This window comes from Vibrio sp. A2-1, from assembly GCF_021728355.1.
Taxonomy (GTDB): domain Bacteria; phylum Pseudomonadota; class Gammaproteobacteria; order Enterobacterales; family Vibrionaceae; genus Vibrio; species Vibrio splendidus_K.
This window is the reverse complement of sequence record NZ_JAKKCO010000006.1, coordinates 20,289-41,523: the sequence shown is the minus strand read 5'-3', so window position 1 is coordinate 41,523 and position 21,235 is coordinate 20,289. Positions and strand designations below refer to the sequence as shown.

The window sequence follows — 21,235 nt, the reverse complement described above, 5'->3', positions numbered from 1 at the left end:
CGCATACTCGTTAAGTTAATGTAATAAAATACGTGATGTGAATAACAAAGATCACTGAAACGAAAAGAGCACGACAAAGCGTGCTCTTTTCGTTCAGTATAGAGGTGTTTTACAAAATGAAGTGGCTTATTTAAAGCCAGGACAATGGTGATCGGCGCGCCACACCAATTGTCTTGAGCCTTGCATTGTTTGTAATAAATCTCTGCCCGACATTTGCGGGAACGCTAACAATACCTTGAGATCGAGAGGGGAGGTACCGTCTTTCTCATAGGCTCTTACGTGAGTAAAAGTCGATTGCAAGTGTTTGAACAGCATGGTCTTAGTAAGACAAATTCCAAAATTATCGCGCTTCATTGCCTGGTTTCCTTTTCAACAATGTTTATACGTTATGTTTTTAATCCTGTTTCTATTGGACGTTGCCACTGATCGATACTTCCTGCTCATCAATGTTTTATTATTGGGCGCTGCTTTATCAGGCACCTCTGAGTTGTCATGCTGGCCTATAGTGTAAATAGAGATGTATGAATGAGGTTAGGTTGATAACCTGTTTGTTCAACAATCCTAACGGCGAGCGTGCAACGTTTCGTTATAGATACGTCCAGTGAGCGAAGAGTTGTTGTCTTTTTGTTAACCGAAATTTCGATTTAAAGCAGAGTCTGAAAATCATGACTTTTGGCTTGGCAACAATAAACTTCTTTATATGCAACTATTATAATTGTATTTATTTTAAACAACCTAAAAAACACCTAAAAGCTTAGTGATCTAGCTCAATATTTATTCGTTTATTTTGATTTTTAAGCTAATCCGTTCTAAAAGCGAACGATTAATCGAGGTGAACAACGTAAAGGATTATCAATTAATAATCTGCTCAATTATTTAGTTGAGTAACAGTCACAAATTCGCGTACGTAGAAAGGTCATCTAATTAACTTGGTGTTAACATTGCTCGTCTAACACTAGGGACGGTGGAATATGAAATGGAGTAGTATCAGCTTCCGTAAAAGGCTGCTGATTATCATGACGGTCACTGGTCTTGTTGAACTTTTGATACTTTCAGCGGCTGGTTTTTATTATATCAAACAATCTCAAGAACAAGAGATGGGTTTGAAAGCGTTAGGTGTTGCTGAATTTCTGTCTGAATCGCCACTTGTCACCAGCATTATTCAAGAAAATGAAACAATGGGTCCTAATGGCGTTCCCTACGTTATGTCTGAAGAAACTCAAGTTAAATTTCGAAACCTTACCCAGCTCATTGGCGCGGCGTTTATCGTTGTGGGAGATGACAAAGGTATCCGCTTGATTCACCCTTATGATGATCGGCTTGGTAAACCAATGCGCGGTGGTGATAACCAAAAAGCATTGGTGTTGGGTGAATCTTATGTGTCGACGGCCAAAGGATCACTTGGCTTCTCTGTCCGTGGGAAATCCGCGGTTAAAGACCCACAAGGCACTGTCATTGGCGTGGTGTCGGTTGGCTATTTGTTGGACTCGTTACAAGACCGAATCGAACCTTATTTAACCTTTTTGATTGTGATGGCGTTGCTGGTGGTTGCGGTCAACGCTTTGATTTCAAGCTATGTGTCTCGTCGCTTTCAACGCGCTATTTTAGGCTTTGAACCCGAAGAGATCGGCCGACTGTATGTCGAGTTAGATGTGACTATGAGTACCGTGAAAGAAGGTATTCTGAGTATCGATAAGCACGGAATTTTACGTTCTATTAATAAGAGTGCCTGCGATATTTTGTCTATCGATAGAGAGTCTGCACTAAACCAGCTGCGCCTTTCAGATGTATTGGCCGGCAGTGATTTAGAGCAACTGTTATCCACTGGTGAAACCGATCACGACGTCGAGCTGTACCTGAACAATAAGCGAATCGTTGCCAACCGCAGCCCAATTATCGTGGCGGGTGAAGTCGTTGGGGCGGTATCCAGCTTTCGATTGCGAGATGAAATCAATGACTTAACAGACCAGCTCTCACAAACCAAAGAGTATGCTGATTTACTCCGTTCACAAACCCATGAGCATCAAAACAAGCTCAACACCATTAGTGGCTTGATCCAGATGGGCGAGTTGGATTCAGTACAGCAGCTGATTGGCCAAGAAACAGCACACTATCAAAGCTTGATCGAGTTCTTGCGTGAAACCGTTAAAGACCCGCTCATTGCAGGCATGCTCTTGGGGAAAACGGAGCGTGCGAGAGAAATAGGCTTAGAGCTCAAAGTCGAAGAAGGCTCAAGGCTTGAAGCATTGCCTAGCTGGCTGAACGCGGATGACGTTGTCACAATTCTTGGCAACCTGATAGATAACGCCTTTGATGCCACTATGACGGCTATTAAGCAAGAGGGTCAAATTACTCCAGCGCGTCGAGTTATTGAAGTTTCAATCAGTGATTTTGGTAATGAAATTATCGTAGAAGTAGAAGACAAAGGGTGTGGTTTGCCGAAAGACTTGGCGACGAAAGCACTCACCGAAAAAGGCGTATCAAGCAAAGCGAAACAGAATCGCGGCGTCGGTTTGTATTTAATAAAGCAACTGGCAGACCGATATCAAGGACAGCTTGAAATGGTCGACAACCACGATTTTGGTACGCGAATGACGGTTTATCTGCCAAAAGAAGCACAATAATAATTAAGCGCGAAGTGATCGAGTGAAGATCATCGTGACGGAAAAAGCATGGTTAAAGGAAGAACATAAATGAGCGCAATCACGAGAGTCATGGTCATTGAAGATGATATTGCGATTGCAGAGCTTCACCATCGTTATTTAGAACAGATGGGAGGCTTTGATGTGGTCGGAATTGCGACCACACAGTCTGAAGCGTTAATGCAGTTAGATATCTTAAAACCTGATTTGGTTTTATTGGATGTGTATCTGCCGGACGGATGCGGACTTGATATTTTGAACCACGTTCGTGGCAGTAATCAGGGCTGTGATGTGATTCTGATTACCGCCGCTCGAGACGTCGACACCCTTCAGCAAGCGATGCGTGGTGGAGTCGTCGACTATCTACTCAAACCTGTGATGTTTCCTCGTTTGGAAGCGGCGCTGAAAAAGTACCAATCGCAACAACAAGAATTTGAAAGTGTGTCTGACTTAAACCAAGGTTTGGTCGACAAGATGTTGCAAGCCAATGCCAAGGCCGATTCTCGAAAGGTTTCTACGTTACCGAAAGGGATTGATGGCGTAACGCTTGATAAAATTAGAGCCATTTTTCAACAAGCCGACATTGCTGATATTACAGCAGATGAAGCAGGTGAACGTATTGGAGCAAGTCGAACCACCGCTCGACGCTATTTGGAATTTCTAATCACGACTGGTGAGTTAGTGGCCGACTTAAATTACGGGTCAGTAGGCCGCCCAGAACGTTGCTACAACAAAGCTAGAAGATAAATTTAGCGACAACAAGTCACAAAGACAAACGCGATGCTGTCAAATTAATATAAAGCCAGTTGAATAGGCTGGTTTTGCCTTTCTCTCCATTTCCTATTATTCACTCCACCGACCAGATACCGTTCTTTCTTGACTACAATGTTTGAGAATACCGATTTGCTTCTCTCTCGGGCTCGGCGAACTGATCTATCGATTAGAATTTGTTCAAAATGAGTCAATATTTAATCGATTGCTTTCACAGTGGTTGATGTAAATCAAATACTCATAGACAATACTGTCCCGAATAGAGGTGATAGCTTTCACCCTCGTTTACCAAACGCATTCTCAAGTGTAATAGGCACTCGCTATTGATGTAATAGCCAAGACCTATTATCTATTTTCGTATGTCGCTGATACCTTTGGCGAATACTAAAAACCTTGTTTTTATAGGAAAGATGATGGTAATACCTGAAAACAGCAGCATCGTTATTTTTGGTGCATCGGGAGATCTAACTTACCGCAAGTTAATTCCTGCTTTGTACCACCTGTATGCTAGCAATCAACTACCAAAATCCTTTGCGATTCTTGGCGTGAGCCGTACTGAGTACAGCGATGAGTCTTACCGTGAGAAGCTGAAGAAGTCTCTTCAGGAAATGGAAAAAACTGAGCCAGAGACGCTGAATGCATTTATTGAACATCTGCATTACCAAGCGATCAACACTTCAGATGTAGACGACTACGCTCGTTTAGCACAACGTCTAGACAAGCTTGAGCAAGACTACCAATTCGAAAACCATAACACATTGTTCTACTTGGCAACCCCGCCAAGCCTATACGGTGTGATTCCGGCAAACCTTGCTGCGCATGGCCTGAACGATGAAAAGAACGGCTGGCGTCGTCTGATCATCGAGAAACCATTTGGTTACGACTTAGCATCAGCTCAAGCGTTAGATGAAGAGATCCATCATCACTTCCAAGAACACCAGATCTACCGTATCGACCATTATCTTGGTAAAGAGACGGTACAAAACCTTCTAGTGCTTCGTTTCTCAAACGCGATGTTTGAACCACTGTGGAACCGTAACTTTATTGAATACGTTGAAATCACAGGTGCTGAGTTCCTTGGCGTTGAAGAGCGTGGCGGATACTACGACGGTTCTGGTGCAGTTCGTGACATGTTCCAAAATCACTTGCTACAAGTATTAGCAATGGTTGGCATGGAACCGCCTGCACAAATCAATGCGGATTCTATTCGTGACGAAGTGGTTAAAGTACTTCAGTGTCTGAAACCACTGGAAGAAGACGACCTGCGTAAAGATTTGGTTCTAGGTCAATACACAGCATCAGACGTTCGTGGTCAGCACTTGCCTGGTTACCGCGAAGAGCATGGTGTCGCAGACGACTCTCGTACTGAAACGTACATTGGTCTTAAAGCACATATCAACAACTGGCGTTGGAATGGTGTTCCTTTCTACGTACGTACGGGTAAACGCTTACCAACACGTGTGACTGAAATCGTGATTCACTTTAAGAACACGCCACACCCAGTGTTTGGTCAAGATGCACCAGAGAACAAGCTGATTATCCGTATCCAACCGGATGAAGGTATTCAGATGAGCTTTGGTTTGAAAGAGCCGGGTGCAGGCTTCAAAGCAAAAGAAGTGAAAATGAACTTCTCTTACTCTGACTTGCCTGAAACTCAAATGCTGACGGCTTATGAGCGTCTTCTTCTTGATGCGCTGAACGGTGATGCGACTCTGTTTGCACGTACTGATGCAGTAGAAGCATGTTGGAAGTACGTTCAACCGATCTTAGATCTCAAACAAGACCCTCAAGCACTGTTTGGCTATGCTTGTGGTACTTGGGGCCCGCAAGAAGCGGATGAGCTTCTGCAACGTGATGGCCGCGCATGGCGTTTCCCATGTAAAAACCTAACAGACACGGATTACTGCGAACTATGATCAACCACAAGATCTTTGCAACGCCTGAATTGGTCGTTGAAAACCTAGCAAACGAAATGAAAGCATACAGCGAACAGGGCAAACCTGTTCACATTTCATTGTCGGGTGGCAGCACGCCAAAAATGCTTTTCAAGCTTTTAGCTCAAGCGCCATACGCGGAAGGTATTCAATGGAATAACCTTCATTTCTGGTGGGGCGACGAACGTTGCGTGGCACCAGACGATGCGGAAAGCAACTTCGGTGAAGCGAATACACTGCTGTTTACAAACGTAAACCTGCCTGCAGAGAACATCCACCGCATCCGTGGTGAAGATGAGCCTAAAGCAGAAGCAGAACGTTTCGCGAAAGAAATGGCAGATGTGATTCCAACAGAAAACGGCACGCCAGTTTTTGATTGGATTCTGCTCGGTGTTGGCGCAGACGGCCACACAGCTTCACTATTCCCGGGTGCAACTGACTACCAAGATGAGAACCTATCTGTATTAGCTTCTCACCCAGAGTCGGGCCAGATCCGTGTTTCTAAAACTGCGAGAGTTTTAGAAGCAGCAAAACGAATCAGCTACCTAGTACTGGGTGCAGGTAAAGTTGAGATCGTTAAAGAAATTCATACAACTCCTGCTTCAGAACTGCCTTACCCGGCAGCGAAAATCCAGTCTAAAACTGGCGAAACAGAGTGGTTCCTAGATTCAAATGCAGCAAGTGCTATCGCATAAGTGCGAATAGCCGCAAGGAGATATAAATAATGAAAGGTGATATCGGTGTAATTGGCCTAGCGGTAATGGGTCAGAACCTTATCCTAAACATGAACGACCACGGCTTCAAAGTTGTGGCTCACAACCGTACTGCTGCTAAGGTAGACGAGTTCCTAGAAGGCCCAGCTAAGGGTACTAACATTGTTGGTGCTTACTCTCTAGAAGAGCTAGTTGAGAAACTAGAAGCGCCACGTAAAGTGATGCTTATGGTTCGTGCTGGTGACGTTGTAGATACGTTCATCGACAAGCTTGTACCACTTCTAGACAAAGGCGACATCATCATTGATGGTGGTAACACTAACTTCCCAGACACAAACCGTCGTGTTGCTGCTCTTCGCGAGAAAGGCATCCACTTCATCGGTACGGGTGTTTCTGGTGGTGAAGAAGGTGCTCGTTTCGGTCCTTCTATCATGCCAGGCGGTTCTCCTGAAGCTTGGGAAGCGGTTAAGCCTATCTTCCAAGGTATCTCTGCGAAAACTGACGCGGGTGAGCCTTGTTGTGATTGGGTTGGTAACGACGGTGCTGGTCACTTCGTTAAGATGGTTCACAATGGCATCGAATACGGTGACATGCAGCTTATCACTGAAGCATACCAGTTCATGAAAGATGGCCTAGGTATGAACCACGACGAAATGCAGGCTGTATTTGCTGACTGGAACAAAACTGAGCTAGACAGCTACCTAGTAGAAATCACTGCTGACATCCTTGGCTACAAAGATGAAGACGGTGAAGCGCTAGTTGAGAAGATCCTAGACACTGCTGGCCAAAAAGGTACAGGCAAATGGACTGGTATCAACGCACTAGACATGGGTATCCCACTGACTCTAATCACTGAGTCTGTATTCTCTCGTTGCCTATCTGCACTTAAAGATCAACGTGTTGAAGCTGAGAAACTGTTCGGTAAGACTGTTGCTCCAGTTGAAGGCGATAAGCAAGAGTGGGTTGATGCAATCCGTCAGGCTCTACTTGCTTCTAAGATCATCTCTTACGCTCAAGGTTTCATGCTAATGCGTGAAGCGTCGAACGAAAACGGTTGGGATTTAAACTACGGTAACGTTGCACTTATGTGGCGTGGCGGTTGTATCATCCGTTCTGCATTCCTAGGTAACATTCGTGATGCTTACGAAGCGAACCCGGAGATCGCATTCCTAGGTTCAGATGCATACTTCAAAGGCATCCTAGACAACTGCATGGGCGCTTGGCGTAAAGTTGCAGCTAAGTCTATGGAATCAGGCATCCCAATGCCATGTATGACTTCTGCACTAACGTTCCTAGACGGTTACACTACAGCTCGTCTTCCAGCGAACCTTCTACAAGCTCAACGTGACTACTTCGGTGCTCACACTTATGAGCGTACTGACCGTCCACGTGGTGAATTCTTCCACACAAACTGGACTGGTACAGGCGGCGACACTGCTTCTACAACTTACGACGTATAATCGTTAGTTAGGAGCAGTTAAGAACACGTTTGTTCTTTAAGCTGTAAACTAGAAAACAAAAGGATGCCAATTGGCATCCTTTTTGTTGGTTCACGTTCTCTTACTTAGGCCTGAATAACAAAGAAGCCATAGTTTAAGCTGTCATTAAGTGCGGCTGAGCATCGTCATTGTATTGCTCCCGAATTGCCATAAAGCCGTCTAGGTTCTGTTTAAGAGCCACAACACACTCTGGGTCGAACATTGAACCGTTCTGCATTTCAATGTATTCCATCACTTCATCGAGTGTCCACGCGTGCTTATAAGCTCTTTTGCTCATCAGCGCATCGAATACATCGGCTAATGTCACTATTCGAGCTTCGAGTGGTATCGCTGTGTTACTCAAAGCATCAGGTAATCCAGAGCCATCAAACCGTTCATGATGGTGGCGCACAATATTCTTAATGAATTGAATCTCTTCACTGCACATCGAGCTGTGGTGGGAAAGGGCAACCACGTCATCAATCATCTCTTCGCCATACAAGGTGTGATTGTTCATGATGTTTCTTTCTTCTTCGTTGAAACGCGCGCTACTGAATAGCACCTTATCTGGAATTCGATATTTTCCTATGTCGTGAAAGGGCGCATACAACCGGATTCGATGAATGAATTGGTGGGTGATTTCTCTTTTGGTCTGCGACAGAGTGCGAGCAATTTTTTCACTGTATTTACCCATGCGAATTAGGTGTTCTTTGGTTTCTGGATCTCGAGCATGACCCATGTTTAAAGCTATCGCTAAAGAGGATTGAAAGTGACGTTGGCGCTCAAACCACTGAACGAAAAGGCTAGAGATGACTTGAGTGAGATAGGCGATATCACACTGAATAGTTTGGTTAGCAAAAAATCCTGTTGATGAAGCATTGATAAATACAAACCCAAGATTACTTTCTTGATGATGAATCGGTGTTGTATAACTGCTTTGATGACCGAGATCGAGCAGGTGAGATATTTGTTTGGTTGAGCTAATGGTGGTGAGGTCGTTGATGATCCGGGTATCTAAAGACTCAGCCATGCGCGACAAAGCCGATTCTGGCGTAAGTTCTTGCTCAACGTAGCGATGTTCGGCTTCTTGGCACAGAGTGTCCGAAACAAAGTAATTCGACGCTCTATTTTCGTTGCATAGCACAACCGAGAGCCTAGACAGAATGGGGTAATGTTCGCGAGCTAGCCGAAAGAGATCATCAACGATAGCGATAATGTCTTTATCTTGGGCGGCTACTCTGCTGATTTTTGAGTAGTCAAACATGGTCAAAGCCAACCTTTATTTATAATTATATCATTGTTTAATATCGTTATTTGTAGGTTTCTATACCACTTCTAACATAGCATCGTGCTGTTAATTAGCAATACTGCGTTCTAATAAATTTATAATTCATTACTTAAATTATGGATATTTCATGCTTCTATCATGGTTTTTGTTAACTTGAACGAATTTGGTCGAAATCTAAGAGAAGCACTCGTCGGGAGTGCATGGCGGTATTGCACGCAATATTAGGATAGTAAGTGACCATTTTAAAATTAAATTGAAAGATAAATAGGATAACGAGCATGCTTTATGCCATCATAAAGGCATAGATAAGGGCAATGGATGTAATGCCCAAATGATTGAGCTAGATATGGTCAGTGATGACGGTGTTCTAGAGTATATTCAAGGCCTTTAGTTGCCTTGGAAAAGGTAAAGATATGACTGAAGAAGAAAGAATCGAACTGCAACAAAACAACCCACTGCACGGCTTAAAGCTAGATACTATGATCACTGAATTAGTGGATCATTACGGTTGGGAAATTTTGGATGCTGCAATGCGCATGAACTGCTTTAACACTAAGCCGACAGTAGCAAGTGCCGTTAAATATTTGAAGAAAACAGAGTGGGCTCGCGAGAAGGTTGAGAATTTCTACCTTTACCGTTTCAAGCGCATGCCTAAAGCTTCTGATATCGAATACCAGATGCCTCCGCGTTCACGTACATTCCGTCATGGGTTAGAACCTCGTGAGCCAATGGAATTGACGGTTGAATCGATTCTAGCATCACAAGCTAAAGCAGCGTCTGCATTTAAAGAGCGCCGCGGCGGTAACGGTCGTAACTTTCGTCGCTAGTAATAGGGCGTCGTTAATAGAAAGGCGTCTGCATTTAAAGAGCGCGTCGTTAGTTTTAACGTCTTTATGTAAAGGCGTAAGTTGAGCATCGTCAGATAGACAAAGCCTTGACTGCAAAATACAAAAGGAGCCTAAGCGCTCCTTTTTTAGTGCGTGTCGCTTTAGTCATTCGTCTTAAGCTTCGCGGTTCTTTCTTTGATTCTTCCAAAGGTCAACGACATAGACAATGGCGCTGATCAGTAGGAATAGCGCTGACACAGAAAACAGAGCGGGCATTTTTAGAATCCACGCGAATGTGGCAGCAAGAAAAGCGACAAAGCAAATGAGTCGACTTGATGACATGACATGACCGAGTTTAATGTTCATAACGCCTCCTAATGAAGTCTCACTTTCGACAGGAGAATTATCCCACCTTTGGCAAAATAAAGGCTAAAAAACAGTCTAAATTGTTATCAAATTTGCTAATTGAAGGACTCGCCTCACATATTTCACCTTGGCTATTTTATGAGCAATAAAATAGCGAAATAGGTATTGAGAGAGTGGAGTCTTTTCGGTCTGTCTTTCATGTTGAAAGCCTTATTGAACTGAACGTCTAGTTAGCATAGAAAAAGTAAGCGGTGATCAAAAAGCTAGCGATGATCACTGTGGTACGAACATATTGTTGTGGGATACGGCGAGAGATTTTTGCTGAATAATAACCACCAACCAATGTACCAAATAATACTGCCATGCCAGACGGCCAATCAATCGAACCATTCACAACAAAGAACACGATTGCCGCGAGTGATGCACACGCAGACACCAACAATTTGATGCCATTCATTACATTAATGTTGGTGTAACCAGCCAGAGCTAAGTAACTTAACGTTACTATCCCCAAACCTGCGTTAAAGTAACCACCATAGATACACACGACCAAAAGCAATAAAGCGGAAAAGAATATCCCTGCGCTGGTGGCGTGCTTATGTTTTGCTGTTGCTTGCTTAAGCCATTTATTGAGTGTGCCACCAAAGGTAAAAAGCAGAGCGGCGAACAGCAACAACCAAGGGACGGATTGAGTAAATAGCGCTTCTGGCGTGTGTAGTAGTAAAAATGCACCAATGCCGCCGCCAATGACACACAAACCAATGGTCAGTTTTAGTTGCTTAGTACCAGATTGAATTTCGTGGCGTAGAGCGTAGGCTCCGCTCATGTAGCCAGCGCATGAAGCAAAGGTATTGGTCGCGTTGGCTGCTATTGGTGGAACACCAGCAAACAATAGAGCGGGGAAGGTGATGAAGCTGCCGCCGCCCGCAATTGAGTTAAGCACTCCGCCAATCACGCCTGACAAGAATAGAATCAACCAATCCATAGTTTTAGAATCCAATGCGTTAAATGATGAATCACCTTACTTGATTTTGTTATTAATATCAGGGATATGTGTTTTTCAGGAGTCGGATTGTGAGTTTACTACCATCTTAGAGCTGTGTTTTTTTGAAATAACGGATACGAAAAAAGGAGCCTGAGGCTCCTTCTGTTTAGTTTAAATAAGTGATGTTCTGAGCCTAAACTTCAACAGGCTTTGCTCTAAAGCTCTTGAACAGCTTAACGAGAATCGGACTAGAGAGAACCAATACCGCCAAGATAGTGAATGTCATGGTGATTGGTCGTTCCCATAGGAAGCTCAGCTCGCCATCGCTGATCATCAATGCACGTCGTAGGTTCTCTTCCATTAATCCACCAAGGATAAAACCTAGGAGTAATGGGGCAAGTGGGAAGTTAGCCAACCTCAGCGCAATCGCAACCATCGCAACAATGAGCATTACAAAAACATCCATCGTGTTGAAAGACACCAAGTACACGCCTGTGATTGAGAAGAAGATAATCATTGGCAGTAGTACCGTTCTTGGTACCGCGAGCAGTTTAGAGATGTAAGGGATTAAAGGCAGATTCAAGATAACCAGTACGATGTTACCAAAGTACATCGAGATAATTACTGACCAAAATACATCTGGGTGTTCAACAAACAAGCGAGGGCCTGGCTGAATACCGTAAGCGATTAGGGCGCCAAGCATGATTGCGGTAGTACCAGAGCCAGGAATACCAAGCGTTAACAGCGGAACGAATGAACCACTTGAAGCTGCGTTGTTTGCTGATTCAGGAGCAACAAGACCACGAATACTGCCTTTACCAAACTCTTTCTGTTTGTCTTTTGGCGCAAGGCTACGTTCCATACCGTAGCTTAGGAATGCCGCAATAGTTGCACCTGCGCCCGGTAACACACCCGTAAAGAAACCTAGAATAGAGGAGCGAATCGAAACTGGCGCCACTTCTTTGAACTCTTCTTTGGTAATTTTCATGCTACCAATATCAGCCATCTTTTGGCTTTCTTCGCCGCTAGTGTCTTTCTCTGGTTTCAAAATACCCATTAAAGTCTCACCTAAAGCGAAGGTTGCCATAGCAAGAAGTAGGAAACTAAAGCCATCCATCAGATCCGTTAGGCCGAAAGTGAAACGTTCAACACCAACCCCTTTATCGATACCAACAGTAGATAGCATCAAACCAAGAATGGTCATCATCCATGCCTTGATCACCTGACCTGGGCCCGCAAACGCCGCTACAGCCGATAAACCTAATAGCATCAATGCGAAGTAGTCTGAAGACTGGAAGCTCAATGAGACGCTTGCTAAAGCCGGAGCCGCAATCAAAAGCATTATTGCCGAAAGCGTGCCGCCAGTGAAAGAAGAGTAAGCCGCGAGTGCCAACGCTTTACCAGCTTGGCCTTTTTGTGCCATCGGGTAGCCATCGAATGCGGTTACTACCGTTGAAGAACAACCCGGAGCGTTGATTAAGATTGATGACGTCGAGCCACCAAATACAGCGCCGTAGTACACACCAGCCATCAAGATTAGGCCAGAAGAAGGATCTAGGCCGTATGTAATCGGGATCATCAACGCGATTGCTGAAATTGGACCGAGTCCCGGTAGCATTCCAATAAAGGTACCAACAAAACAGCCAACAATTACCATCATGATGTTCATTGGCATCACGGCGGTCGAAAGTCCTTGTAAAATTCCGTCTAACATAATGTTATCCCTACCAAAGAGTGAAGATTAAACCAGGCTCTAGGTAGATATCTAAGCCTTGAGTTAATAAAAGAAAGAACGCGATAACGAAAGGAAACGACGCGCCAAATAAGACAGCTTTGCGGCGCTCACCCAGTAGGTAAAAGCCTGCAAGTAAGAAGAAGCTGGTTGCTAAAACAAAGCCAAGATAAGTCAGCCCAACACCGTACAGAGCCATTAACACCAAGAAGCCAATCAGTAGTTTCCAGTTCAGCGGCGTAGTGTCGCATGTGACTTTTTTATCCGGCTGTCCGGTTATAAGCAGGATCAACGAAAGGCCAATGCCGATAAACGTTAGCAGGATAGGTAAGGTTCTTGCTGTGAAGGGTTCGTACTCGTCACCGGGGAACAAAGGAATCAGCGTGGTTTGGTAGCCATAGCATAAACATGCAAGCATAAAGAGCATGGCTCCGATGCGATCCTTCGAAAGCAAAGATTCCTTACTCAGAAATTTGGTTGGTAAGTCCGACATATCCAACTCCATTTGGGGTGGTATAAAAAATAAAAAAGCCGTACATGAGCGAGTCAATGAAATGTCTGGGATCACTAACCAAAGGTAAGCGAATTACGGTACTGGTTTATCAGCCACTTGCGTTTATAACGAATCGGCAAGCGTTAGTAATACGTCTACGAATAAACAAAGGAGTTTGAAGTTAACTCATGTACGGCGAAACAAGGAAAGAGTAAGAGGGCACATAGGCCCTCTATGGTTGTTGGTTATTTCAAGAAACCAAGCTCACGCATTAGGTCGCCCATCTGTTTTTCTTGATCTTCTAGGAAGGCGTAAAAATCTTTGTCAGCTTTGTAGTTGTCGATCCAACCGTTACGGTCACGAACCACTTGCCACTCATCGGTTTTGTACATTTTGCCAAGCGCTACATTCCATTCATCGATCTTCGCTTGGCTTGTGCCCGGTGCTGCAAAGAAACCACGCCAGTTAGCGAATACGGTTTCGTTGCCGTACTCAGTCAGTGTTGGGATGTTAGGTGCAGCGTCAAGACGCTTTGGTGCCGTTACAGCAAGCACTTTCACTTGGCCAGATTTAGACATCTCTAGCACTTCACCAAGGCCAGTAGAAAGAAGCTGTGTTTCGCCAGACAGTAGCGCTGCCATTGCTTTGCCGCCTGCATCGTAGGCGATGTAACGTACTTTCTTAGCGTCGAAACCTTCGCCTTTGAACGCCGCTGCTACCACAAGGTGATCCATACTGCCACGAGCTGAACCACCTGCGATTTTCACTTTACGTGGGTTGGTTTCGAACTCTTTTACTACATCTTCCCAAGTGTCGTACTTCGAATCAGCAGACGCCACGATTGCACCGTAGTCGGCAATAGTTGCTGCAACTGGTGTTAGGTCTCGGAAAGATTGTGGGAAGATACCTGTTAGTGAGCGAACAACGATAGGTGTTGAGTTCACCATCAACGTGTCTTCTTGGCGTTGAGCTGTTTCGATTAGGTGTGCAATGGCTTTACCGCCGCCGCCACCAGACAAGTTTTGGAAAGAGACATTTTCAACGATGTCTGATTTCACTAATACATCACCCGTACCACGAGCCGTCATATCCCAACCGCCGCCAGCACCGCCAGGGATTAGGAAGTGGATTTTCTCTAGGTCCGCAGCAAAAGTGTTGAAAGAAAAGGTAGCTGCGATGATAGAAGCCGCAAGAGTAGGTTTCAGTGCCTTGAACATGGTTCACGTTCCTTATGTAGGGGATCTCTTCAATGGAGAGAAACTTATGTTTTATATCCAGCTGCTAAACACACGAATAGAGCATTGCTTAGCAGATGAGGTTAAAGTTAACGATGTGTTAACGAATTGTCTTTAATGCGGCGATATTGAGGATAAAGAACATTGGGTGAATAAAGTTCATAAAGTTCACGGAGGCGTGGCTATAGGACTCTTCCAGCAATAATAACTAGGTTTTTCTTGAGGTTATGTGAACAATTTTTTTGACTGCTGGTCGCTTTATACTGCTGTGTATCATTAAAGAGGGTACTTATTGCGACACAAAGAGTGATATGGAGAGGCGCTCTTTAATATATAGAATAATATGTTGCTAGGTGTGCAGTGCTACTGTAATAATATGATTATAGCTGGCACGTTACATTTCTGAGCTAGTGGTTATTCAAGGATCGAATAATGACAGACAAAAAAATTTCGTTACGATTTACTGTTGGAGGAATGTTTTTACTCGCGACATTTCTTACCGCTGTTGTTGCGGTTTCACTGCAATATTACTTCAGTAAAAAAATGGCGACTGAGAATACCCTATCAAAGTTGACGATGGTGTCCCAAGAGCTGAGTAACTATATCGGCGCGGTTGATTCTGACGCAGCCAATACCGCGCGTTTACTTTCTTCAGTGAAACGTTCTATAAGTAACAAAATATCTAAAGAAGAGTCGCGTACTATTCTTTCAGAAGCAATTAAAGATAACCCTCTCTTTTATAGTATTTACATTGGCTCGTCTAATGAAAACTTCTTCCAAATTATTAATCTAGAATCTGCCCCTGTCGTTAGAGAAAAAATCGGTGCACAACAAACGGACCGTTGGGTTGTGGTTGAGATTCATAATATAGGGGAGGAGCGCGTCCGTACGACGAAATATTTTGACCAAGAGTTTACGCTAAGAAACTCAACTACGGAGCAGAGCAACTACCTTCCAACGACCAGGCCTTGGTATGTTTCTGCTAATGTTCAGTCGGTCGAAAAAACTCAGCCATATCTTTTCCAGCATTTACAAATTACCGGGCAAACTTATTCTTTAGCGTTTGATTCAAAAATAGAATCTGAAGTTCAACATGTGATTGGTATTGATATTGTGTTGTCTTCTTTGGCTAGCAAACTATCAAGTGCGGCGCTTGGCTTAGCAGAAGACAGTAAGGTGGAGTCTTTCTTATATTCGAAATCGGGCAATATTATTGCGTCTAACCTCAAGGTTAACAATCAGGAATCGGAGTTTGATGTACCAACATTGATGCTATCGTCTGAGCAGCAAGCCTTGGTTAACGATACCCCTCCGCTGTTAGTGTCTAATCAAAATGATTGGGGGCCGATGGACTTTTCAGTGGCGGGAAAACCGAACGGCTATGCGATAGACCTTCTTAAAATGATTGGTGAGATGACAGGGATCAAGTTTGAATTTGTTAACGGTTTCTCTTGGGGCGAGCTTGTCAGTAAGTTTCAAGAAGGAAGTATTGATGGCTTGCAATCGGTTCAAAATTATAAAAATAATGGCATAGATGGCCTATACACGACTCCAATTTATGAATTGCCATTTTCTATCGTGACAAGGGTCGGCGCGAAGGTTGTCACTAATTATGCCGAGCTTGAGGGTAAAAAAGTTGCCATTTTATCTGGGTGGTCAATTATTCCTAAGTTGAGAGAGGATTTTCCGAACATTGATTTAGTTGAATTTGAAAACCTAGAGTCTGCATTTAATTCAATTGAAAGCGAAGAGAACTTTGCTTTCTTAGAAGCAGAACCCGTACTCTCGTTTGCATTAGATAGGTTTTTCCAGCCAGGCCTTGTTGTCAATGGGACTCTAGAAGATCTAAAACAGAACTATTCAAACCAATTCCATTTGGTGCTGCAGAGCAAGCATAAACAATTGCTTCCAATCATTGATCAAGCTATCAGCAAGTTAAGTGGTGAACAACTTGATGCCTTAGCGAAAAAGTGGCTGCATGATACCGGCTTTAATACGAATACGACGGTTCCTTATACTGAACTTTATGATTTGACTAAGGAAGCAACGGTTGAAGGCAGTATGGTAAGGGTAGAGTTGAATGGCGAGATCAAACATCTCTATTTAAAGAAAATAGACACGGGCGAACACTACTCTGAGTATTTTGCGGTATTGATTCCCGAATCCGAAGTCTTCAGTACAGTCAATAAACGTCTAGCAACCTCTGTTGGTGTAACGGTGTTACTGATGAGTTTGACGTTGCCTATTGCTTGGGCTTTTGGTGCGCCGATAGTGCATCCAATTCGCCAATTAGAGGAAGAGACTCATAAGGTTAAGCTGCGTGATTATGACAACGTGACAATTCTTGATACTCGAATCAAAGAAGTGTGGGAATTATCTGTTGCCGTAAAAGATATGGCTATGGAGATTAAACGACATGAACAGATGCAAGAGGCGTTTGTTGAGTCGTTTATCAAGCTCATTGCTCAAGCGATCGATGATAAGTCCGCTTATACGGCAGGGCATTGTAATCGTGTACCAGAACTCGGCTTGATGTTGGCTGACGCGGCTGAACAATCACAATCTGAGCACTTCAAAGACTTTGAGTTTAAAAATGATGACGAACGCCGTGAGTTTAGAATTGCGGCTTGGCTTCATGATTGTGGCAAGATCACGACACCGGAACACATCGTCGATAAAGGTACGAAGCTAGAAGCGAACTACAACCGAATCCACGAGGTGAGAACGCGATTTGAAGTACTTTGGCGTGATGCGGAAATCACTGCTTTGAGGAAACAACTTGAAGGTACTCTATCAACGCAACTGATAGCCGATGAGCTTGCGGCAACGAAACATCAGCTACAAGATGACTTTGCCTTTATCGCGATATCAAACGTTGGTGGTGAGTTCATGAGTGACGACAAAGCTGCTCGTATTCGCTTGATAGCTGAAACGACTTGGATGCGTAACTTTGATGATCAACTTGGTCTATCACCGATAGAGGCGTTGAATCGAGAATCAAGTTCAAGCTTACCAGCGGTAGAACCGCTGTTATGTGATAAGCCTGAACATATAGTGAAAAGAGATAGACCGTTAGAGTTCGACCCGAAATATCAAATAAAAATGGATGTGCCTGAGCACTTATACAATCTGGGCGAAGTCTATAACCTGAGTATTGCACGTGGCACCTTAACTGCTGAAGATAGATTTAAGATAAATGAGCACATGCTTGGCACGATTAAGATGCTTGAGAATCTGCCGTTCCCGAAAGAGCTAAGCCGTGTTCCTCGCTACGCTTCAACTCACCATGAAACACTTAAAGGTACAGGATATCCAAGGAAGCTGACTGGTGATGACCTCTCAATCCCAGAACGTATTCTGGTTATCTCTGATATTTTTGAGGCATTAACCGCTGCGGATAGGCCGTACAAGAAAGCGAAGCCGATTAGTGTTGCTGTCGATATCATGTACAAAATGGCGTTGGACGAGCATCTCGATATAGAACTGTTTAGGTTGTTTCTAACTAGCGGGACACATATCCGTTATGCCGAAACGTATTTAAAACCGGAACAAATCGATCATATAGACCTATCAAAATATGTAGTTGAAGGCGTCGCTGCTTAACTTTGCCAGAAAGCATGAATGGCTGTTGACCTCACTTCATGTAGTGAGTTGGGGTTTCTCCGGTGTGTTGCTTAAAGAAATGAATAAACGCACTGTCACTGGAGAACTCTAACTCGTGGGCAACCACAGAGACACTCTTTTTTTCTGACAATTGCTCAATGGCACTTAACAGCCTCCATTGTTGACGCCAAGCTTGGTAAGGCATCCCCGTTTCTTTGATGAATAATCGGCTAACGGTCTTGCTGCTTGCTCCAATATGCTTGGCCATTTCATTGAGTGGTTGAGGTAACTGTGTTCCTAGTTTTACTTTTTCTAACCACAACGCTAATCGTTTATCTTTGGGTAAAGGTAGCGTTAGCTCGTTCCTTTCTGCGTAAGAAAGTTCCTCGCAACACAACGCCAATGTGTTGTGTTGCTCTTCACTAGGTTTATCCCAATCCCAAAAAGCCATTCGTTCGATCAACTCCTTTAGTAGTGGTGTGACGTTAAGAATACTTAACTCTTCAGGCAAGTTTTTAATGCGAACAGGATCAAAATAAAGCGAGCGATAGGCCACTACATTGGTCATGGTTGCACAATGCTCAATTCCCGCGGGTATCCAGGCAACTTTGGTGGGCGGCAACACACAATGCATTCCGTCGAGGGTAATACTGATGCAACCGTGTGGTGCAAATAACAATTGTGCACGGTTGTGTGTATGCATACCAGAATCGTGCCTGCCGACTTGGGCGGCAATGCCGACAAAGGGATAGGGCATTCCATCAACATAAAAAGGTGTGTTGTCATCGATTAACATGATTTGTCCTTATTTTGATGTTTGTTGTTCTACTGTTGATATTTGAACATAAATGAAATCCATATACTTCTCTTATTCCAGTTTTAGAAGAGAATAATATGAATAAAAAAAACCATATGGGACTGATCATCGTTCTGCTGATGTTCCCCCAAATTGTTGAAACTATCTACAGCCCAGTATTGCCGCACTTAGTTGATTATTTTGGTGTATCAATGGCAAGCGCTAGTCAAACCTTGTCGATTTACTTTATTTCTTTTGCTATGGGTGTTGTTTTTTGGGGACGAGTTTCTGATCTTATTGGCCGAAGAAAAGCGATGTTGTGTGGTTTGTTTACTTATGGCGTTGGTTGCCTTTTAGCCATCACGGCAACTCAATTTGATATGGTCATGATTGCGCGGGTTGTTTCAGCTTTTGGGGCGGCGGTAGGCTCAGTTATTGGTCAAACAATATTGCGAGATAGCTATGAAGGCAAAGAGCTAGGGAAAGTGTTTTCGCTAGCAATTGTTGCAGTATCAATTAGTCCTGTTGTTGGTTTAATGTCAGGAGGATTGATTGCTGAATATTTTGGACACTTAGTGGTGTTCAGTTTACTGCTTGTCATGGCTTTTATATTGCTGATCGTATCGGCCTTTTCCTTACCCGAAACGAAACCTGCTGATACTAAAACAGTCAGCTTTATTGGTATTTTCACGGTAATGGTAAAAGATAGAGATATTTGGAAAAGTGCGATTCTTGTGGCTTGCTTTAATGTCATGATGTTTAGCTATTATTCTTTAGCGCCATTTATGTTCAGCCAGTTTGGCTTAAGTTCCATTGAATTTGGTTACAGTGGCGTGATATTAGCGGCAGCATCTGTTTTAGGAAGCTCGATGAATAAACGATTGCTAGTAAAAGAATGGGGTTCCCAAAGACTCATTCAGATCGCGGTGTTAATCAGCTTTGTTGGGGCTGTTCAGGTGTACTTTTACCAAGACAGCCTTTGGTTTCTTTTAGGAATGGCTGCTGTGGTTGTAGGATTTGGTATGGCAAGTCCTAATATATTTAGTACGGCGTTGGTCAATTATAAACAGCAAGTTGGCACAGCAGGGGCGGTTCTAGGATTGTTGTATTACTGTTTAATTGGTGGGGGATTAGGGCTTGCTGGTGAGATTGGTAACTTAGGGGTAGTGCTAATAGGCATGTCTTTATTGGCAAGCACTATGTTGATGTCTCGTGATTAACCAATTTTTAGAGTGTTAATCTTGTGAATAATAAAGAGAGGCGATCATTGCTTCTCTTTTTTTGGTCTAAATAGCTGATGAGTAGAAATGAATACTATCTCTGAAAGTTGACTGTCAGTTGTCGACACATTGTTTTCGAGCAAATTTGGGGTGGGTAAGGGTTTGAAGCTTGCTCACGATTTAACTTAATGAATAACATCTATTTATTTTCTTTTATGGCTTCGCTTTACTACTTCTCTACCGATTAATAAAAGTACTACCTTAGTCTAAATTGTCGACAATCTACTTGATTGTCGACAATTTGATCGTGTATTTTATGTTCATGTTATGAAATTGTTGACAGTTAGGGTCGGCAATCAGAAGTGAGCAGCGTGAATATGAATACTGCGATAAAAGATCTCACCTTAAGTGCAAACACGAAAACACGTGTGAGCGACAAAGAAAACACCAAGTCGGAAAATCTGACAGAGTATCTCGTTGAGGCGATTGTTAACGGTGAATTACCACCGGGCAGTAAGATCTCGGAGCCTGAACTGGCTAAACGCTTCGAGGTAAGTCGAGGGCCATTACGTGAAGCGATAATGCGTATCGAAGGGCTTGGGCTGATTGAGCGAATTCCTCATGTCGGCGCTCGAGTTATTACTTTTTCGGCAGACAAACTGCTAGAGCTTTACGCGGTGCGAGAGGCATTGGAAGGCATGGCGGCGCGCTTAGCAGCGCGACATATCACACAAGAAGAGCTTATCGGGCTTGAAGGATTATTGTCGACACACTCAAAGCACATCGATGAAGTTGAGGGTTCATCTTACTTCCATCAACATGGCGACTTCGATTTTCATTACCGCATTATCAAAGCGAGTCGTAACAGCAAACTCATTTCGTTGTTGTGTGACGAGCTTTATCACCTATTACGCATGTATCGCTACCAATCGCCTAGAGCACAGTCTCGACCAAAAGAGGCGCTTGATGAACACAAATACATCCTACAAGCGATTCGTAATCGCGATGAAGAGCTAGCAGAAATGCTAATGCGACGACACATCTCGGGCAGTCGATTGCTTATAGAACAACAAATTCAATCCAAAGATCTTGATTAAGCGACCATTGGAATCTGTCAGCGGATCAGTGCTGGCGATAACCAAAAGCCGTAAG

17 protein-coding genes are annotated in these 21,235 nt (G+C 43.7%); 9 read left to right on the top strand and 8 right to left on the bottom strand.

Annotation, left to right across the window (positions count from 1 at the left end):
- Positions 1-126: 126 nt before the first annotated feature.
- Positions 127-354, bottom strand: coding sequence for a hypothetical protein (locus tag L3V33_RS17915; RefSeq protein ID WP_004733582.1), 228 nt, complete (start codon positions 352-354; stop codon positions 127-129).
- A gap of 662 nt (positions 355-1,016) precedes the next feature.
- Here L3V33_RS17915 and L3V33_RS17910 point away from each other — a divergent pair.
- From L3V33_RS17910 to gnd, 5 genes are all read left to right on the top strand, one after another.
- On the top strand, positions 1,017-2,624 hold the full coding sequence (locus L3V33_RS17910) for a sensor histidine kinase (protein WP_237291005.1): 1,608 nt from the start codon (positions 1,017-1,019) through the stop codon (positions 2,622-2,624).
- A gap of 69 nt (positions 2,625-2,693) precedes the next feature.
- Complete coding sequence (locus L3V33_RS17905) at positions 2,694-3,389, top strand: response regulator (protein WP_237290950.1); 696 nt, start codon at positions 2,694-2,696, stop codon at positions 3,387-3,389.
- A 437-nt stretch (positions 3,390-3,826) separates the two neighbouring features.
- Positions 3,827-5,329 (top strand): glucose-6-phosphate dehydrogenase, encoded by a 1,503-nt coding sequence (gene zwf / locus L3V33_RS17900; protein ID WP_004733585.1) that lies wholly within the window; start codon positions 3,827-3,829, stop codon positions 5,327-5,329.
- Positions 5,326-6,042 carry a 6-phosphogluconolactonase gene (gene pgl / locus L3V33_RS17895; RefSeq protein ID WP_237290949.1) on the top strand — a complete coding sequence of 239 codons (717 nt, stop codon included), beginning with the start codon at positions 5,326-5,328 and terminating at the stop codon, positions 6,040-6,042. Before zwf ends, pgl begins: the two co-directional genes overlap by 4 nt.
- A 29-nt stretch (positions 6,043-6,071) precedes the next feature.
- Entirely contained in the window at positions 6,072-7,520 is a 1,449-nt protein-coding gene (gene gnd / locus L3V33_RS17890; RefSeq protein WP_004733587.1) for a decarboxylating NADP(+)-dependent phosphogluconate dehydrogenase, read from the top strand.
- A gap of 133 nt (positions 7,521-7,653) precedes the next feature.
- Here the strand turns inward: gnd and L3V33_RS17885 are convergent, their stop codons facing one another.
- Positions 7,654-8,814: an HD domain-containing phosphohydrolase gene (locus tag L3V33_RS17885; protein WP_237290948.1), complete on the bottom strand. Its 1,161-nt coding sequence runs from the start codon at positions 8,812-8,814 to the stop codon at positions 7,654-7,656.
- Positions 8,815-9,239: 425 nt separating this feature from the next.
- On the opposite strand from L3V33_RS17885, the gene L3V33_RS17880 reads away from it, so the two are divergent.
- Positions 9,240-9,653, top strand: coding sequence for a VF530 family DNA-binding protein (locus L3V33_RS17880; protein ID WP_004733589.1), 414 nt, complete (start codon positions 9,240-9,242; stop codon positions 9,651-9,653).
- Between the two features lie 174 nt (positions 9,654-9,827).
- Here L3V33_RS17880 and L3V33_RS17875 read toward each other — a convergent pair whose 3' ends face one another.
- The 5 genes from L3V33_RS17875 to L3V33_RS17855 all read right to left on the bottom strand — a co-directional run bounded on the left by L3V33_RS17875 (position 9,828) and on the right by L3V33_RS17855 (position 14,446).
- Entirely contained in the window at positions 9,828-10,019 is a 192-nt protein-coding gene (locus tag L3V33_RS17875; RefSeq protein ID WP_004733590.1) for a hypothetical protein, read from the bottom strand.
- A 226-nt stretch (positions 10,020-10,245) separates the two neighbouring features.
- Positions 10,246-11,004 carry a sulfite exporter TauE/SafE family protein gene (locus tag L3V33_RS17870; RefSeq protein ID WP_146456780.1) on the bottom strand — a complete coding sequence of 253 codons (759 nt, stop codon included), beginning with the start codon at positions 11,002-11,004 and terminating at the stop codon, positions 10,246-10,248.
- Positions 11,005-11,197: 193 nt separating this feature from the next.
- The gene (locus L3V33_RS17865) at positions 11,198-12,718 is read right to left on the bottom strand and encodes a tripartite tricarboxylate transporter permease (protein ID WP_146456782.1); all 1,521 of its coding nucleotides are present in this window, start codon (positions 12,716-12,718) and stop codon (positions 11,198-11,200) included.
- Between the two features lie 10 nt (positions 12,719-12,728).
- A complete protein-coding gene (locus L3V33_RS17860) occupies positions 12,729-13,229 on the bottom strand; it encodes a tripartite tricarboxylate transporter TctB family protein (RefSeq protein ID WP_004733594.1) in 501 nt (166 codons plus the stop codon).
- A gap of 245 nt (positions 13,230-13,474) precedes the next feature.
- Positions 13,475-14,446, bottom strand: coding sequence for a tripartite tricarboxylate transporter substrate binding protein (locus L3V33_RS17855; protein ID WP_017076146.1), 972 nt, complete (start codon positions 14,444-14,446; stop codon positions 13,475-13,477).
- Between the two features lie 450 nt (positions 14,447-14,896).
- Here L3V33_RS17855 and L3V33_RS17850 point away from each other — a divergent pair, with 450 nt between their 5' ends.
- Positions 14,897-18,067, top strand: coding sequence for an HD domain-containing phosphohydrolase (locus tag L3V33_RS17850; RefSeq protein ID WP_237290947.1), 3,171 nt, complete (start codon positions 14,897-14,899; stop codon positions 18,065-18,067).
- Positions 18,068-18,098: 31 nt separating this feature from the next.
- On the opposite strand, the gene L3V33_RS17845 is transcribed toward L3V33_RS17850, so the two are convergent.
- Positions 18,099-18,863 carry a helix-turn-helix transcriptional regulator gene (locus L3V33_RS17845; RefSeq protein ID WP_237290946.1) on the bottom strand — a complete coding sequence of 255 codons (765 nt, stop codon included), beginning with the start codon at positions 18,861-18,863 and terminating at the stop codon, positions 18,099-18,101.
- Between the two features lie 98 nt (positions 18,864-18,961).
- On the opposite strand from L3V33_RS17845, the gene L3V33_RS17840 reads away from it, so the two are divergent.
- The gene (locus tag L3V33_RS17840) at positions 18,962-20,083 is read left to right on the top strand and encodes a multidrug effflux MFS transporter (protein ID WP_237290945.1); all 1,122 of its coding nucleotides are present in this window, start codon (positions 18,962-18,964) and stop codon (positions 20,081-20,083) included.
- Between the two features lie 377 nt (positions 20,084-20,460).
- A complete protein-coding gene (locus L3V33_RS17835) occupies positions 20,461-21,180 on the top strand; it encodes a GntR family transcriptional regulator (RefSeq protein WP_054547688.1) in 720 nt (239 codons plus the stop codon).
- Positions 21,181-21,235 lie beyond the last annotated feature (55 nt).

Bases quoted from the DNA above. Each gene is read 5' to 3' on its own strand.
- L3V33_RS17915 (WP_004733582.1), bottom strand. From the start codon at position 354: ATGAAGCGCGATAATTTTGGAATTTGTCTTACTAAGACCATGCTGTTC.
- L3V33_RS17910 (WP_237291005.1), top strand. From the start codon at position 1,017: ATGACGGTCACTGGTCTTGTTGAACTTTTGATACTTTCAGCGGCTGGT.
- L3V33_RS17905 (WP_237290950.1), top strand. From the start codon at position 2,694: ATGAGCGCAATCACGAGAGTCATGGTCATTGAAGATGATATTGCGATT.
- zwf (WP_004733585.1), top strand. From the start codon at position 3,827: ATGGTAATACCTGAAAACAGCAGCATCGTTATTTTTGGTGCATCGGGA.
- pgl (WP_237290949.1), top strand. From the start codon at position 5,326: ATGATCAACCACAAGATCTTTGCAACGCCTGAATTGGTCGTTGAAAAC.
- gnd (WP_004733587.1), top strand. From the start codon at position 6,072: ATGAAAGGTGATATCGGTGTAATTGGCCTAGCGGTAATGGGTCAGAAC.
- L3V33_RS17880 (WP_004733589.1), top strand. From the start codon at position 9,240: ATGACTGAAGAAGAAAGAATCGAACTGCAACAAAACAACCCACTGCAC.
- L3V33_RS17875 (WP_004733590.1), bottom strand. From the start codon at position 10,019: ATGAACATTAAACTCGGTCATGTCATGTCATCAAGTCGACTCATTTGC.
- L3V33_RS17870 (WP_146456780.1), bottom strand. From the start codon at position 11,004: ATGGATTGGTTGATTCTATTCTTGTCAGGCGTGATTGGCGGAGTGCTT.
- L3V33_RS17865 (WP_146456782.1), bottom strand. From the start codon at position 12,718: ATGTTAGACGGAATTTTACAAGGACTTTCGACCGCCGTGATGCCAATG.
- L3V33_RS17860 (WP_004733594.1), bottom strand. From the start codon at position 13,229: ATGTCGGACTTACCAACCAAATTTCTGAGTAAGGAATCTTTGCTTTCG.
- L3V33_RS17855 (WP_017076146.1), bottom strand. From the start codon at position 14,446: ATGTTCAAGGCACTGAAACCTACTCTTGCGGCTTCTATCATCGCAGCT.
- L3V33_RS17850 (WP_237290947.1), top strand. From the start codon at position 14,897: ATGACAGACAAAAAAATTTCGTTACGATTTACTGTTGGAGGAATGTTT.
- L3V33_RS17845 (WP_237290946.1), bottom strand. From the start codon at position 18,863: ATGTTAATCGATGACAACACACCTTTTTATGTTGATGGAATGCCCTAT.
- L3V33_RS17840 (WP_237290945.1), top strand. From the start codon at position 18,962: ATGAATAAAAAAAACCATATGGGACTGATCATCGTTCTGCTGATGTTC.
- L3V33_RS17835 (WP_054547688.1), top strand. From the start codon at position 20,461: ATGAATACTGCGATAAAAGATCTCACCTTAAGTGCAAACACGAAAACA.